Annotated in this window: 13 protein-coding genes and 1 pseudogene; 6 read left to right on the forward strand and 8 right to left on the reverse strand. The window is 67.0% G+C overall.

What is annotated here, in order from left to right; genetic code table 11:
* Positions 1-454: 454 nt before the first annotated feature.
* The gene (gene rpsA, locus QH196_RS12655; RefSeq protein ID WP_062978742.1) at positions 455-1,915 is read right to left on the reverse strand and encodes a 30S ribosomal protein S1; all 1,461 of its coding nucleotides are present in this window, start codon (positions 1,913-1,915) and stop codon (positions 455-457) included.
* Positions 1,916-2,082: 167 nt separating this feature from the next.
* Here rpsA and QH196_RS12660 point away from each other — a divergent pair, with 167 nt between their 5' ends.
* Complete coding sequence (locus QH196_RS12660; RefSeq protein ID WP_280415969.1) at positions 2,083-2,943, forward strand: class I SAM-dependent methyltransferase; 861 nt, start codon at positions 2,083-2,085, stop codon at positions 2,941-2,943.
* Positions 2,944-3,014: 71 nt separating this feature from the next.
* On the opposite strand, the gene QH196_RS12665 is transcribed toward QH196_RS12660, so the two are convergent.
* Together QH196_RS12665 and QH196_RS12670 are read right to left on the reverse strand one after the other, a co-directional pair.
* Entirely contained in the window at positions 3,015-3,188 is a 174-nt protein-coding gene (locus QH196_RS12665; protein ID WP_280415970.1) for a hypothetical protein, read from the reverse strand.
* Complete coding sequence (locus tag QH196_RS12670; RefSeq protein WP_280415971.1) at positions 3,188-4,072, reverse strand: SPFH domain-containing protein; 885 nt, start codon at positions 4,070-4,072, stop codon at positions 3,188-3,190. The genes QH196_RS12665 and QH196_RS12670 overlap by 1 nt, the downstream gene beginning before the upstream one ends.
* Positions 4,073-4,237: 165 nt before the next feature.
* Between QH196_RS12670 and QH196_RS12675 the strand changes: the two genes are divergently transcribed.
* The 3 genes from QH196_RS12675 to QH196_RS12685 are packed head-to-tail and all read left to right on the forward strand — an operon-like array spanning position 4,238 to position 5,570.
* Positions 4,238-4,585 (forward strand): hypothetical protein, encoded by a 348-nt coding sequence (locus QH196_RS12675; protein WP_280415972.1) that lies wholly within the window; start codon positions 4,238-4,240, stop codon positions 4,583-4,585.
* On the forward strand, positions 4,582-4,869 hold the full coding sequence (locus QH196_RS12680) for a hypothetical protein (RefSeq protein ID WP_280415973.1): 288 nt from the start codon (positions 4,582-4,584) through the stop codon (positions 4,867-4,869). Before QH196_RS12675 ends, QH196_RS12680 begins: the two co-directional genes overlap by 4 nt.
* Entirely contained in the window at positions 4,866-5,570 is a 705-nt protein-coding gene (locus QH196_RS12685) for a hypothetical protein (RefSeq protein ID WP_280415974.1), read from the forward strand. Before QH196_RS12680 ends, QH196_RS12685 begins: the two co-directional genes overlap by 4 nt.
* 17 nt (positions 5,571-5,587) lie before the next feature.
* Here the strand turns inward: QH196_RS12685 and QH196_RS12690 are convergent.
* The 3 genes and pseudogenes from QH196_RS12690 to QH196_RS12700 form a co-directional block, all read right to left on the reverse strand.
* Positions 5,588-6,341: pseudogene (locus QH196_RS12690) on the reverse strand (amino acid ABC transporter ATP-binding protein).
* 20 nt (positions 6,342-6,361) lie between these two features.
* Positions 6,362-7,291, reverse strand: coding sequence for an amino acid ABC transporter permease (locus tag QH196_RS12695; protein ID WP_280415975.1), 930 nt, complete (start codon positions 7,289-7,291; stop codon positions 6,362-6,364).
* A gap of 4 nt (positions 7,292-7,295) precedes the next feature.
* The gene (locus tag QH196_RS12700) at positions 7,296-8,159 is read right to left on the reverse strand and encodes an ABC transporter substrate-binding protein (protein ID WP_280416038.1); all 864 of its coding nucleotides are present in this window, start codon (positions 8,157-8,159) and stop codon (positions 7,296-7,298) included.
* A gap of 238 nt (positions 8,160-8,397) precedes the next feature.
* Here QH196_RS12700 and QH196_RS12705 point away from each other — a divergent pair, with 238 nt between their 5' ends.
* The gene (locus QH196_RS12705; RefSeq protein ID WP_280415976.1) at positions 8,398-8,931 is read left to right on the forward strand and encodes a 2'-5' RNA ligase family protein; all 534 of its coding nucleotides are present in this window, start codon (positions 8,398-8,400) and stop codon (positions 8,929-8,931) included.
* Positions 8,932-9,056: 125 nt separating this feature from the next.
* The gene (gene trxA / locus QH196_RS12710) at positions 9,057-9,440 is read left to right on the forward strand and encodes a thioredoxin (protein WP_062978736.1); all 384 of its coding nucleotides are present in this window, start codon (positions 9,057-9,059) and stop codon (positions 9,438-9,440) included.
* Positions 9,441-9,542: 102 nt separating this feature from the next.
* On the opposite strand, the gene QH196_RS12715 is transcribed toward trxA, so the two are convergent.
* Both QH196_RS12715 and polA read right to left on the reverse strand, forming a co-directional pair.
* Entirely contained in the window at positions 9,543-9,983 is a 441-nt protein-coding gene (locus QH196_RS12715) for an alpha-isopropylmalate synthase regulatory domain-containing protein (protein ID WP_280415977.1), read from the reverse strand.
* Positions 9,984-10,948: 965 nt separating this feature from the next.
* A complete protein-coding gene (gene polA, locus QH196_RS12720; RefSeq protein WP_280415978.1) occupies positions 10,949-13,693 on the reverse strand; it encodes a DNA polymerase I in 2,745 nt (914 codons plus the stop codon).
* Positions 13,694-13,719: the final 26 nt, after the last annotated feature.

The raw sequence follows: 13,719 nt of genomic DNA on the forward strand, positions 1-13,719 counted from the left end.
CGGTTCGTCGAACAGAAACACCTCCGGTCGCAGGGTGAGCGCGCGGGCGGCGCCGGCCCCCGCCCCGCGCCCGCCGCGCCGCCGGCCCTGCGGGGCGCGCGCCGCCCCCGCGCGCGCCCCCCCCCCCCCTCGCCGTTTTCCCGTACCCATCCCTCGGGCGCCGACCGGCCCGATCGCCCGCCAGGCCTGCATTCTTTCGCGCCGGCGGTGATCCGGCCGCCCAGCGTGCTCGGGCATCACATCTCATCCGCGGATCGCCTCGAGGCGAACGACCAGGCGCGATACCGGTGGCCATCCCCACCTCGATCGGGGGTCTCACGGTGGCGCCCTGGACGAGGACGATTTGCCGAGGTGTACCCAGCGGCGGTTCACGGCAGGGCACCGATGACGAAGACCCCCGGTTCGCGATGAACCGGGGGTCTTCGTTCGTTCTTCGGGGCTACCCGATCACGCCTCAGGCGTTACCGGAGAGCTTCTCCCGCAGGGCCGCGAGCTGGGCATCGCTGGCCAGCGAGCCACCCGACTCCGCGGGAGCGCTGGACTGCGCGCCGCTCTCGGAGGAGTAGTTCGACGAACCGCTGCCGTTGACGGCCTCGGCCGCGGCGTCGGCCGCCATCTTCTCCATCTGCGCGGTGTGCATCTTGTGCCGGCGCTCCGCCTCGGCGTAGCGGCCTTCCCACTCTTCGCGCTGCTTGTCGAAGCCCTCGAGCCATTCGTTGGTCTCGGGATCGAAGCCCTCGGGGAAGATGTAGTTGCCCTGCTCGTCGTAGCTGTCGGCCATACCGTACTTCGACGGATCGAACTCGGGGCTGTAGTCCTCGTTGGCCTGCTTGAGGCTCAGCGAGATCCGGCGACGCTCCAGGTCGATATCGATAACCTTGACCATCGCGTCGTCGCCGACGACCACGACCTGGTCCGGGACCTCCACGTGGCGCTCGGCCAGCTCGGAGATGTGCACCAGGCCCTCGATGCCCTCCTCGACGCGGACGAACGCGCCGAACGGGACGAGCTTGGTGACCTTGCCCGGCACGATCTGGCCGATGGCGTGGGTGCGGGCGAACTGCCGCCACGGATCTTCCTGGGTCGCCTTCAGCGACAGCGAGACACGCTCGCGGTCCAGGTCGACGTCGAGGACCTCGACGGTGACCTCGTTGCCCACCTCGACCACCTCGGACGGGTGATCGATATGCTTCCAGGAGAGCTCGGAGACGTGCACCAGGCCGTCGACACCGCCGAGATCGACGAAGGCGCCGAAGTTGACGATCGAGGAGACCACACCCTTGCGGACCTGGCCCTTCTGCAGCTGATGCAGGAACTCGCTGCGCACCTCGGACTGGGTCTGCTCCAGCCAGGCGCGACGGGACAGAACCACGTTGTTGCGGTTCTTGTCCAGCTCGATGATCTTGGCCTCGATCTCCTTGCCGACGTACGGCTGCAGATCGCGGACGCGGCGCATCTCGACCAGCGATGCGGGCAGGAAGCCGCGCAGACCGATATCGAGGATCAGACCGCCCTTGACGACCTCGATCACGGTGCCGCGAACGGCCTCGTCCTTCTCCTTGAGCTCCTCGATCGTGCCCCAGGCGCGCTCGTACTGAGCCCGCTTCTTGGACAGGATCAGGCGACCCTCTTTGTCCTCCTTGGTGAGGACCAGGGCCTCCACCTCATCGCCCACGGAAACGACCTCGTTCGGGTCGACATCGTGTTTGATGGAGAGCTCGCGAGACGGAATGACGCCTTCGGTTTTGTAACCGATGTCGAGCAGGACCTCGTCGCGGTCGACTTTGACGATGGTTCCTTCGACGATATCGCCGTCGTTGAAGTACTTGATCGTGGCGTCGATGGCGGCGAGGAAATCCTCGGCGGAGCCGATATCGTTGACGGCTACCTGCGGCGAGGTGACGGTGGTGGGCATGTGGCGGTTTGCTCCGGACGGATTGTGATCGGTTGCGGACATTGAGACTTTCGGTACGCTGCGATACACCCAGCGGGTCCGGGTGTGATCACTTGCGGGTTCAGCGTACGCGACCCGTATCCAGCCGGGCAAACGACCCCCCGCTGCGGATCTATAAGCTTCGCGTCGTGTCCGACGACCTCGTTCAAGATCGCCACGCTCAGGCCACCGCACTACTGGGAACCACGGGTGCCGCACGCTCGCGAGTCGATTCGAAAGAAAGCGAACGGGCGAGCCGGCGCTGGTGGGATGCCGACGCCGGCGACTACCACGATACCCATGGAGAGTTCCTGGGCACCGGCAGTCCGGGGGGTGAGTTCGTATGGTGCCCGGAGGGCCTGCACGAGGGCGATATGCATCTACTCGGCGAGGTCGCCGGGAAGCGGATCCTGGAACTCGGCTGCGGTTCGGCGCCGTGCGCGCGCTGGCTGGCCGGTCAGGGTGCGCACCCGGTCGGCTTGGATCTGTCGATGGGAATGTTGTCTCGGGGGCTTGCCGCGATGGAGCGGGGCGGGCCCCGGGTCCCGCTCGTCCAGGCGGGGGCAGAGGACCTGCCGTTCGCGGGCGAATCGTTCGATCTGGCGTGTTCGGCCTTCGGTGCCGTACCGTTCGTCGCCGATTCCGCGCGCGTCATGCGCGAGGTTGCGCGGGTGCTGCGCCCCGGCGGTCGCTGGGTGTTCGCGGTGAACCATCCGATGCGCTGGATCTTCCGCGACGATCCGGGGCCGGACGGCCTCGAGGCCGTGCTCCCTTATTTCGACCGCACCCCATATACCGAATTCGACGGCGACGGCCGCTGCACCTACGTGGAGCACCATCGGACGATCGGTGATCGGGTCCGGGAAATCGTGGGCGCGGGATTGGTGCTCGACGATATCGTCGAGCCCGATTGGCCGGAATGGCTCGACCGGGAATGGGGGCAGTGGAGCCCGCTGCGGGGACAAATTTTCCCGGGTACGGCCATATTCGTCAGCCATAAACCGGAGTAAACGGTTCCGGCCGCACAGAAAGGCATCCTCCGGGCCGCGGCGTCCGCGGACCGGAGGATGGGAGGAACTGTTCAGGTGTCGTCGCTGCGGGCAGTCCGCGGTGAACGGCCGGCCTGGTCGAGAGCGCGCCGGAGCGCGAACTCGATCTGCGCGTTCACGCTGCGCAGATCGTCGGCCGCCCATTTCGCCACCGCGTCGTATACCGCCGGGTCGAGCCGGAGCAGGACCTTCTTGCGTTCGGCCATCAGCTGTACAGCGATCCCGCATTGACCACGGGCTGGGCCGGCCGGTCACCGCACAGCACCACCAGCAGGTTCGAGACCATGGTGGCCTTGCGTTCCTCGTCCAGGTCGACCATGCCTTCGGCGGTGAGCCGGTCCAGCGCCATCCCGACCATGCCGACCGCGCCCTCCACGATCCGGGCCCGCGCCGCGACGACCTGGTTCGCCTGCTGGCGCACCAGCATCGCCTGGGCGATCTCCGGCGCGTAGGCGAGGTGGGTGATCCGCGCCTCGATGACCTCGATACCCGCGGTTTCGGTGCGTTCACGCAGTTCGACGGTGAGTTCCCCGGCGACTTCGGCACCGTCCCGCAGGCTGGTGCGGTCGTCGTCGTGGGCGTCGTAGGGATGGGTGGTGGCCAGATGCCGGACCGCGGCCTCGGACTGTGTCGCCACATATTCTTCGTAGTCGTCCACGGCGAACGCGGCCTTGAAACTGTCGACCACCTTGTAGACCACCACCGCAGCGATCTCCACCGGGTTACCGTCGGCGTCGTTGACCTTCAGCTTCTGCGTTTCGAAGTTGCGGACCCGCAGCGAGATACTGCGCCGGTCGGTCAGCGGGAGGACCGAGAAGAAGCCGGGATCGCTCACCGACCCGATATAGCGGCCGAAGAACTGGACGACCTTGGCCTCGTTGGGGTTCACCACGGTCAGCCCGGTGACCCCGAGGAACAGCAGTACCGCCACCACACAGGCGACGATCGCCCCGGCCAGCGCCGCGACGTTCTGGTTCTGCCCGAAGGCGACGAAACCGGCCACTGCCACGGCCGCCAGCGCGATCGTGAGAACCAGCCAGATCAGCAACACCACGAACCCGTTGACCCGTGCGGCGTCCCGGAACTTCATGACATCCTCCCTCTATCAAAGTGATATCATTAAGATAGCAGTGTGGTGGTGGCTCCAGCAAGCGCACCGAAAGCACTGCCGCGCCGCGCCGCGAATGACCAAAATGGCTCGACGGCCCATACGACGGGCCGGCCCGCTGACCGCACAACGATTGCGCCCACCACCATGCTTTCCCAGAACCCGGCACCGACCTCGGTCGCGATCTACGAATTGGTGGGCAGCCGGTACCAGCGGGTCGCGGAATTCCGTCTCACCCGCGCAGCCACCGTGGAATTGTCCCTCAGCAGACCGGACGGATGCCCGATGGCGCGGCGCTGGTTCCAGCAGGGCATCCGGGTTCCCGGCGCATCGGCACCGGCGATGGCCGACAACGGTCCCGCGTTCATGCGCGCCCTGCTGTCGCCGCGCAGGCTGAGCTATTGCCGGATCGTCGACGAATCCCCTGGCATCGCCGAATCCACTGAACCCGGCGAACCCGGGAGCACCGGCGACGCGGAGTCCGCACTGTCGTGAATCCGCTGAGCCCGTGGACCGGAGTTATGGACGACACCATGCTGCGCTTGCCCAATGTCGCCGGGGTGGTGGGGCGGTACCGGGCCGAACTCGTACGCAACTACGGTGTCGACCTCGAACAGATCGCCTACGACCTCACCACCGCCGATCGCGATTTCGCCCTCCCTTCGAATGGCGCTCAGAAGCACGCGGCGACGCGCTCGGCGCCGTGCCGCCCAGCGGCCGGTTCCCGCCGTATACACCGAGCCCGGCGGAGCAGTACCTGTCCACACGCAGGCTGGTGATCGACGAGGAACTCTCGAATACCCTGCCCTCCAGCGCCAACGGAGTATTCATCGCACGCGATGCCGACGACGGTGTCTTCTATGTCTACAAACCCGGCGACATGGAGATGCACGGCGGTTCGAACTGGATTCCACACGTCTCCGGGCAATTGGCCCGCCGAGAAGTCGCCGGATACCGCATATTCGACGCTCTCGGGGCAGGCGCCCGGGTACCGCCCACGGCACTGGTCACCGGGCCGCGCGGCCCGGGTATGGCTCAACTCTTCGTGCCGATGAAGGCGAGCAAGAACTGGCACGAATACCCGAAGGTCCACCAGCAGCAGGCCGCGGTAGGACATTTCGTACTGGGCAATCTGGACGAGAACGAGGCAAATATCCGGCCCGAATACGACGGGCACAACGAAGAACACGACGCCGACGACAATATGGTGGTCTTCGATCTCGGCCACTCGATACCGGAGACGGCGGATCCGCGCCGCGGCGGCGAGGACTTCGTGCTGGGATCCCCCTTCGTGGACCGCTGGGCCGGCGAGGAATTGGAGCCGAACGTCCTGGGTCCCGTGATGGCGGCCACGCGCGACAGCCTGGGCAGCCCTCTGGAAGATCTCGAGCTGAGCGACAGCGGTATAGACGGCGTCCTCGACCGGCTGGCCTACGTACAGCACACCGGCACTGTCGCCACCGAATGGCCGGTGGGGTGACCTCCCGTCGCTGCCCCTCACAGGAGGCGGGAAAGAAACTCTTTCGTGCGATCGTGGCGCGGCGCGGCCAGCAGCTCCGCAGGTGACCCGGCCTCGACCACCACACCCTGGTCCATGAACACCAGCTGATCGGCGACCTCCCGTGCGAAGCCCATCTCGTGGGTGACGACGACCATGGTCATTCCGGAATCGGCGAGTTCGCGCATCACCGTGAGCACTTCGCCGACCAGTTCGGGATCGAGGGCGGAGGTGGGCTCGTCGAAAAGCATGAGTTTCGGGTCCATCGCCAGGGCGCGGGCGATGGCGACCCGCTGTTGCTGCCCGCCCGACAACTGCGCGGGGTAGGCGTTCGCCTTGTCCGCCAAGCCGACTCGTTCCAGCAATTCCTGTGCGCGGGCGGTGGCCGCGGCCTTGCGGAGCTTCTTCACCTGCATCGGTGCTTCGACGATATTGCCGAGCGCGGTCCGGTGCGGGAACAGGTTGAAATGCTGGAAGACCATCCCGATCTCCCGGCGCTGGCGCGCGGCGTCGCGGGGGGTGCAGTTCATACAGCCGGCCCGCTTTCTCTCGGTAGCCGACGAGTTCTCCCGCCACATACAACCGTCCCGCGCTCACCTGTTCGAGATGGTTGATACAGCGCAGGAATGTCGATTTTCCCGATCCGGAGGGTCCGATGAGACACAGCACCTCACCGCGGCGGACCTCCAGCGATATCCCGTTGAGCACGCGTAACGCACCGAAGTTCTTGTGTACCCGGTCGGCGCGGACCATCGGCTCCGTACTGGTCGCGGTCATTTATCCCGGGCCTCCCCTTGTGCGTCGGCCAGCTCCTGGAGCTGTTTGGCCGTCAGCTTCCGCGATATTCCGCGTGAATAGTATTTCTCCAGGTAGTACTGGCCGACCATCAGGACGCTGGTGATCGCCAGATACCAGGTCGCGGTGACCAGCAGCAGCGGGATGGGCAGGAAGTTCACACCGTAGATATCGCGGGCCCGCCCGAACAGGTCCGTGCTGAGCGGAATGGCGGTGACCAGGGCGGTGGTCTTCAGCATGCTGATGAGTTCGTTACCGGTCGGCGGGATGATCACCCGCATGGCCTGCGGCAGCACCGTCCGGCGCATGGTCTGTGACCAGGACATTCCCAGGGCCGTGGAGGCTTCCCGCTGCCCCTCCCCTACCGAGTTGATACCGGCCCGGACGATCTCGGCCATATACGCCGCTTCGTTGAGCCCCAGCCCGATCACCGCGAACGCGAACGCCGCCTGCAGACTCTGGACATCCACCTCGAACAGGCGCGGCCCGAACGGCACACCGAGCGCGACATGCTGGTACAGCGACGGCACCAGGCCCCAGAACACCAGCTGCACATACACCGGGGTGCCGCGGAAGATCCAGAGATACACCCAGGCGGTGGCGCGCAGCACCGGGTTCGGCGATAACCGCATCACCGCGAGCGCGGTGCCGAGCGCCACGGCGATCACCATCGCCAGTACGGTCAGCTCCAGGGTGACCACGGCACCGGACGCGATCCTGGTATCCCGCAGATACTGCCAGTACACATCCCAGCGATAGGCGGGGTTGGTGGCCGCACCGTAGACGAAAAGGCCCAGCAGAACCAGGATCAGGACCGCCGCGAGCCACCGCCCCGGGCGCCGCAGGGGAACGGCTCTGATCGGTTCGGGTTCGTGGTCGCCGCGAGTCGCGCCCGAGTCGGTGGTCATGCCGTCAGCTCCTCGCGCCGTTGATCACGGAGGTGCGCAGCGCACCCTCCTGCACACCCCAGTTCTCGGTGATCTGCCGGTACTGCCCGCTGTCCATCAGATGCTGCACCGCATCCCGCAGGACCGGCGCGAGCGGGGACCCCTTGGCCACCGCCCACCCGTACGGTGCCGCATCGAATACCGGGCCCGCCGGTTCGATTTTCCCGTCGGTCTGTTTGATGGCGTACGCCGTCACCGGGGAGTCCGCGGACATGGCGTCGACCTGGCCGAGGACCAACGCGTTGGTGACCGCGCTCTGCTCGTCGAACGCGTCGATGATGATCGGGTCCTTCCCGGCGGCGACGCAGGCTTCGCTCTTGGCCGGGACCTCCTCGATATGCTCCACGGTCGTGGCCTGGACCGCCACGCGTTTACCGCAGGCGTTCTCCGGGTCGATATCGTCACCGGTGCGCTGGGCCCACTGCACACCGGCGCTGAAGTAGGTGACGAAATCGACCTGCTGCTCCCGTTCGGGAGTATCGGTGATCGACGACATCCCGACGTCGTAGGTCCCGGCCTGAACGGCGGGGATGATCTTCTCGAACGCCGATTCGGTATAGCGGGCGCGGATTCCCAGCACCGCGGTCACCGCATCCATCAGGTCGATATCGAAGCCGACGATCGCGCCGTGCCGGTCGCGGTACTCGTTCGGCTGATACGGCACGTTCACCCCGACCACCACCTCCCCCGCCGCGGCGATATCGGGCGGTACGCGGGCCGCGAGTTCCGGCACGGTCTGCACTGCGATCTTCGGGGGGATCGGCCCGGTGTCCTCGATATTGGTCACGCATCCGGCCGTCAGCAGCACGCCGGCGATCACGCACAGCATCCGCCGGATCCGGGAACCGGATCGATCAGCCACCGTCACACCACCTGCCGTCGCGAGGAATCGGGCCCGCAGCCGCCTCGGTGGACACTGCCGGCACTTCCACTCGAGGACGTTGTCAGCACAGTAGGCGAACCGCGGGTACAACACGGCCGTAGTAACCGAGATTTGACCCGGGCGCAGCACGAGCCCGGCCGATCCGCCGGATATCGGGCGGTCGAACGGCTACCGTCTGCAGATCATGGTGCAGTCGGTGGAATTACTGCTCGACGAGACGTCCGAGCAGCGGATCCGGCGACAGTGGGAACTGCTCGCCGAAGCGGGTCTGCCCGGCCTGGGACGCGGGGCCCGCGCCGGGGACACCGACAGCCACCGGCCGCATATCACCGTGGCGGTGGCCCGGCAGATCTGGCCGCGGATCGACACCGACCTGGACCGTCTGCCTTTCCGGCCGTTCCCGGTCCGCCTCGGCGGTGTCCTGGTGTTCGGGGCGCGGCGGCCGATTCTGGTGCGCGCGGTGGTGCCGTCGGAACAGCTCCTGGCCTGGCATCGGCGGGTGCATCAGATCGTGGCACCGTGCCCGGATGTTCCGGCGAACCTGCATCCGAACCAGTGGACTCCGCATATCACGCTGGCCCGGCGCGTACTTCCGCAACGGATCGGAGAGGCGGTGCGCGCGGTGGCCGCGGACAAGGACACGGCCGCGACCGTGGTGGGTCTGCGGCGCTGGGACGGGGACCGCCGCCAGGCCTGGCCGATCGCCGAACACGGCTGACCGGACACCCACGCGCGCCGATAGATGGCAACGTAGGGTGGGGCCCGGTGGCGTACGACACCGCCGTGGAACAACCGCGGCCGGGGCCGGCGTTGCAGCCTGTATACCGACCACGAGAGGACGTCATGGCCACCCAGACACTGACGCAGCAGAACTTCGATGAGGTAGTCACCGGCAACGACGTGGTACTCGTCGATTTCTGGGCTTCCTGGTGCGGACCGTGCCGCAGTTTCGCACCCACCTACGAGGCATCGGCGGACAAACATCCCGATGTTGTCCACGGCAAGGTCGATACCGAGGCCGAACAGGGCCTGGCCGCGGCCGCCAATATCCAGTCCATCCCCACCATCATGGCTTTCCGTGAAGGCGTTCTGGTCTTCGCTCAGCCGGGCGCGCTGCCGCCCGCCGCGCTCGAGGATCTGGTCTCCCAGGTCAAGGCGCTCGATATGGACGAGGTTCGTAAGCAACTCGCCGAGCAGCAAGCAGCCAACGGCGAAGTGGCCGAATAGAATCGACGCACGGCGGCGGGCTCCACACTTTCCGGGGATGGTGTAGAGCCCGCCGTCGTGTCATATCCGGTACCGGGTCCGGCCACGGCACCGGATCGCGGCTCAGCGCTGCGCGACCAAGCGGTTCACGCTGGCGATCATCGCGCGCACCGAGGATTGCGCTCCGTCCGCCCCGAGGGCCACACCCCAGCCGCGCCGGCCGTCGAATTCGCATTGCACGAAGGTGGCGGTTCCCGCAGCGGTCCGGCGCTGATGGAAGCGCAGGATCTCCACGGGGTAGCCCGCCTCGTAGAGCGCGGAGGTCATGGCCGCGATCGGGCTGCCGGCGGCGACCACGGAGCGCGACCACCCCGGGAATTCGAGGGTGGCAGTGAACGCGCCGCCGCGGGCGCCGGTGGACGACCAGCCCGCGAGGCGGATCGGACCGGCGCATTCGCCGAAACGTTCGTGGAATTGGGCCGCGGTGAGCTCCGCGCATTCGGTGCGCAGGCTACGGGGAGCGGCGGTGGTCAGGGCGTCGTTGTCCAGCGTCAGTGTGGTCATGAGCACGTAGGTCTTCCCAGAGAAGGTCGGCAGGTTGGGGGACCAGCAAAATCGAGAAAAGGGGGCCCGCAGCGAGGGGGCCGGTCCGAATCAGACCCCGCTACGGCGGGTTACTACTACGGCAAGAACCCGCCCGGCCGGCTTCGCGATACGCGCAAGAAGCACCGCGCCCTCGCGGTCCGCGAGAATCGGCGCGGCACGTAGGCCGTCGGCGTGGATTTGCACGGTGTCGAGGATAAAGACTCACCCGCCCGATGGCAACCACATACACGCCGCGGTTTGCGCTACCCCGCAGTAGTGTTTTCGCTGGTCATCGACACGTAACCCGGAATTTCCCCGGACCCGCCGGTGACGCAGCAGACTCCGCGGTGATAGTCCGTCGCCCGGGGCGAACACCGAGGTTCGTGTTCTCCGGGGATCCGGCTCGACGGAAATTCCGGCCACCAGGGCACCGCAACGACGGGGGCCTGCCGCGTTCGAACACCGCCACCGGCCTCGAATGCGGCAGCCGCCGGGCGCCGATTGCCCCGAGGGGCCGACGCGCACCCCTGTTCGAGCAACGGGCGCCGGCAGTGCGCGACGGGCCGTGCAGGGCTCCGATGCCGCTTGCCCGGCATAGCAGCGCCGGCGTACCGGAGCCCCGGAGCCTACGACCGGCGGGCCGTGGCCCCGCACGGGCGCGCCCGCCACTCGGACCCGGCAATTCTGGCGACTTGCGGGCTGCCTGGACATACGGGGGGCGGCGCAGGTCGGCACAGCCCCCGCGTCGACCTGACGTCGCTCGCGCAACGTCGTCGAATGGCAGGGTCGGACGACGGTCGGCGAGCCCGGGCCACACTCCGACGCCCCTGTCGCGGCCGCACCGGCGGGCGGGTCCGGCCGCCGGAACGAGCATTCGGGACGCGTCCGTGCCAGGTTGCTCGACGGCCCGCCCGATATCTCACGTAACCTGCGACACCGCCGGCTCAGTGCGCGGCAGCGTCCCAGCTACGCCCGATACCTACTGAAACGCTCAGCGGCACTGAGAGTTCGATCGCCGAGGACATATTGTCGCGGACCAGGTCGCGCAGCTGCTCCTGCTCTCCCGGCGCCACCTCGAGGACGAGTTCGTCGTGGATCTGCAGCAGCATCCGGGACCGCAGGCCGGAGTCGGTCAGTGCCCGGTGCACGTTGATCATGGCAACCTTGATGATGTCGGCGGCCGTGCCCTGGATGGGGGCGTTGAGCGCCATCCGTTCCGCGGACTCGCGGCGCTGCCGGTTGCTGTGGTCGAGGTCGGGCAGGTAGCGGCGGCGGCCGAACAGGGTCTGGGTGTAGCCGACCTTGCGGGCCTGGTCCACGACGGCCTGCAGATAATCGCGGATCCCGCCGAACCGGGCGAAGTAGACCTCCATCTGCTCCTTCGCCTCCTGGGTGCTGATCTTCAGCTGGGCGGACAGCCCGTAGGAGCTCAGACCGTAGGCCAGCCCGTAGGACATGGCCTTGATCCGGCGGCGCAGTTCCGGCGACACCTCGGAGATCGGGATATCGAAGGCCTTCGAGGCGACGAAACTGTGCAGATCCTCGCCGGAGTTGAAAGCCTCGATAAGTCCCTCGTCACCGGACAGATGCGCCATGATGCGCATTTCGATCTGGCTGTAGTCGGCGGTCATCAGTGATTCGTAGCCGTCGCCGACCACGAACGTATCCCGGATCATCCGGCCGGTATCGGTGCGGATGGGGATGTTCTGCAGATTGGGTTCGGTGGAGGACAACCGGCCGGTGGCGGCGATGGTCTGGTTGAAGGTGGTGTGGATCCGGCCGTCGTCGGCGACGGCTTTCAGCAGGCCGTCGACGGTGACCTTGAGACGGGTGGCGTCGCGGTGCGCGAGCAGATGCTGCAGGAAGGGGTGCTCGGTTTTCTCGTACAGGGATTCCAGCGCGTCCGCATCGGTGGTGTAGCCGGTTTTGGTGCGTTTGGTCTTGGGCATATCGAGCTCGTCGAACAGCACCACCTGCAGCTGTTTCGGGGAGCCGAGGTTGATCTGCTTGCCGATCACGTCGTAGGCGGCGTTCGCGGCGTCGGCGACCTTATCGGCGAACTGCCGCTGCAGCGCGGTGAGCTGGTCGTTGTCGACCGCGATCCCGGCGTCCTCGAGTTCGGCGAGCACCCCGAGCAGCGGCAGTTCCATTTCGTCCAGCAGCGGCCGGGACTCGATCTTGTCCAGCTCTTCGTCCAGTGCGTGCGACAGATCGGCCACGGCGCGAGCGCGCAGCATCTCGCCCTGGGCGAGTTCGGTATCGACCGCATCCTCGGCATCCAGGAGCGAAAGCTGCGGCGCCGCCTCGGTTTCGGTGCGCAATTCACGATGCAGATAGCGCAGCGACAGATCGTCGAGGTTGAAACTGCGCTGACCCGGCCGGACCAGGTAGGCGGCGAGGGCGGTATCACTGGTGAGTCCCGCCAACGTCCAGCCACGACCCCGTAGCGCGTGCAGCGCGCTCTTGGCCTCGTGCAGAGCCTTGCCCACGGCGGGATCGGCAAGCCAGGCTCCGAGCGCTGTCTCGTCTTCAGGGGTGAGGGCGGTGACATCGATATAGGCGGACTCTTCGTCCGCGGCGGAGATCGCGAGCGCACGCACATCCCCCGCGGCCGGAGCACCGCTACCGACGATCGAAATACCGTGCCGCGCACCGGCTCCGGCATGCTCGCCGAGCCAATCCGCGACACTGCCCGGTGTCAGCGTCTGCCCGCTGATCTCGAAACCGGATTCGGCCTCGACAGTGGGCGGGGCCAGGGTTTCGAACAGCCGGTCGCGCAGCACCCGGAATTCCAGATCGTCGAACAACTGGTGGATCCGCTCCCGGTTCCAGGCGCCCTGGGCGAGCTGATCCGGGGTGTAGGGCAGCGGGACATCGCGGACCATCTCGGTGAGCTGGCGGTTGAGCACCACACTGCTGAGATTGGCGCGCAGCGCGTCACCGACCTTGCCGCGTACCTCGTCCACCTTGTCGACCAGGGTGTTCAGATCGCCGTACTCACGGATCCATTTGGCCGCGGTTTTCTCCCCCACCCCGGGGATCCCGGGCAGGTTGTCACTCGGGTCGCCGCGCAGGGCCGCGTAGTCCGGGTACTGCGCCGGGCTCAGCCCGTATTTCTTGTCCACCTCTTCCGGGGTGAACCGGGTGAGTTCGGAGACGCCCTTGCGCGGATAGAGGACGGTGACGTTCTCGTCGACCAGCTGGATGGAATCGCGGTCCCCGGTGACGATGAGCACCCGGTAGCCCTGCGGTACCGCCTGGGTGGTGAGGGTGGCGATGATGTCGTCGGCCTCATAGCCCTCGATCGCCATCACCGGGATACCGAGGGCACCCAGCACCTCTTTGGTGAGTTCGACCTGGCCGCGGAATTCGTCCGGGGTTTTCGCCCTGTTCGCCTTGTACTCGGGGAACGCATCCACGCGGAACGTCTGCCGGGACACGTCGAAGGCGGCGGCGACGTGGGTGGGTTTCTCGTCGCGCAGCAGATTGATGAGCATGGCGGTGAACCCGTACACCGCATTCGTGGTCTGGCCGGTGACGGTTTGGAAGTTCTCCGCCGGCAACGCGTAGAACGCACGGTAGGCCAGGGAATGCCCGTCCAGTAGCAGCAGCGTGGGCCGGGTTTCCGGCGATCCGGAGGTATCGGCGGTGGCGGGGAGGCTCGGCTGCGCAGTGGTCGGTGGGGTCACACCCGGAGAGTGTAGGGACTACCCCC

This window comes from Nocardia carnea (genome assembly GCF_029868325.1).
GTDB classification, from domain to species: Bacteria; Actinomycetota; Actinomycetes; order Mycobacteriales; family Mycobacteriaceae; genus Nocardia; species Nocardia carnea_C.

Excerpts from the sequence above, each read along its gene's own strand:
- rpsA (WP_062978742.1), bottom strand. The coding sequence starts at position 1,915 with ATGCCCACCACCGTCACCTCGCCGCAGGTAGCCGTCAACGATATCGGC.
- QH196_RS12665 (WP_280415970.1), bottom strand. The coding sequence starts at position 3,188 with ATGGCCGAACGCAAGAAGGTCCTGCTCCGGCTCGACCCGGCGGTATAC.
- QH196_RS12670 (WP_280415971.1), bottom strand. The coding sequence starts at position 4,072 with ATGAAGTTCCGGGACGCCGCACGGGTCAACGGGTTCGTGGTGTTGCTG.
- QH196_RS12675 (WP_280415972.1), top strand. The coding sequence starts at position 4,238 with ATGCTTTCCCAGAACCCGGCACCGACCTCGGTCGCGATCTACGAATTG.
- QH196_RS12695 (WP_280415975.1), bottom strand. The coding sequence starts at position 7,291 with ATGACCACCGACTCGGGCGCGACTCGCGGCGACCACGAACCCGAACCG.
- QH196_RS12700 (WP_280416038.1), bottom strand. The coding sequence starts at position 8,159 with ATGCTGTGCGTGATCGCCGGCGTGCTGCTGACGGCCGGATGCGTGACC.
- QH196_RS12705 (WP_280415976.1), top strand. The coding sequence starts at position 8,398 with ATGGTGCAGTCGGTGGAATTACTGCTCGACGAGACGTCCGAGCAGCGG.
- trxA (WP_062978736.1), top strand. The coding sequence starts at position 9,057 with ATGGCCACCCAGACACTGACGCAGCAGAACTTCGATGAGGTAGTCACC.
- QH196_RS12715 (WP_280415977.1), bottom strand. The coding sequence starts at position 9,983 with ATGACCACACTGACGCTGGACAACGACGCCCTGACCACCGCCGCTCCC.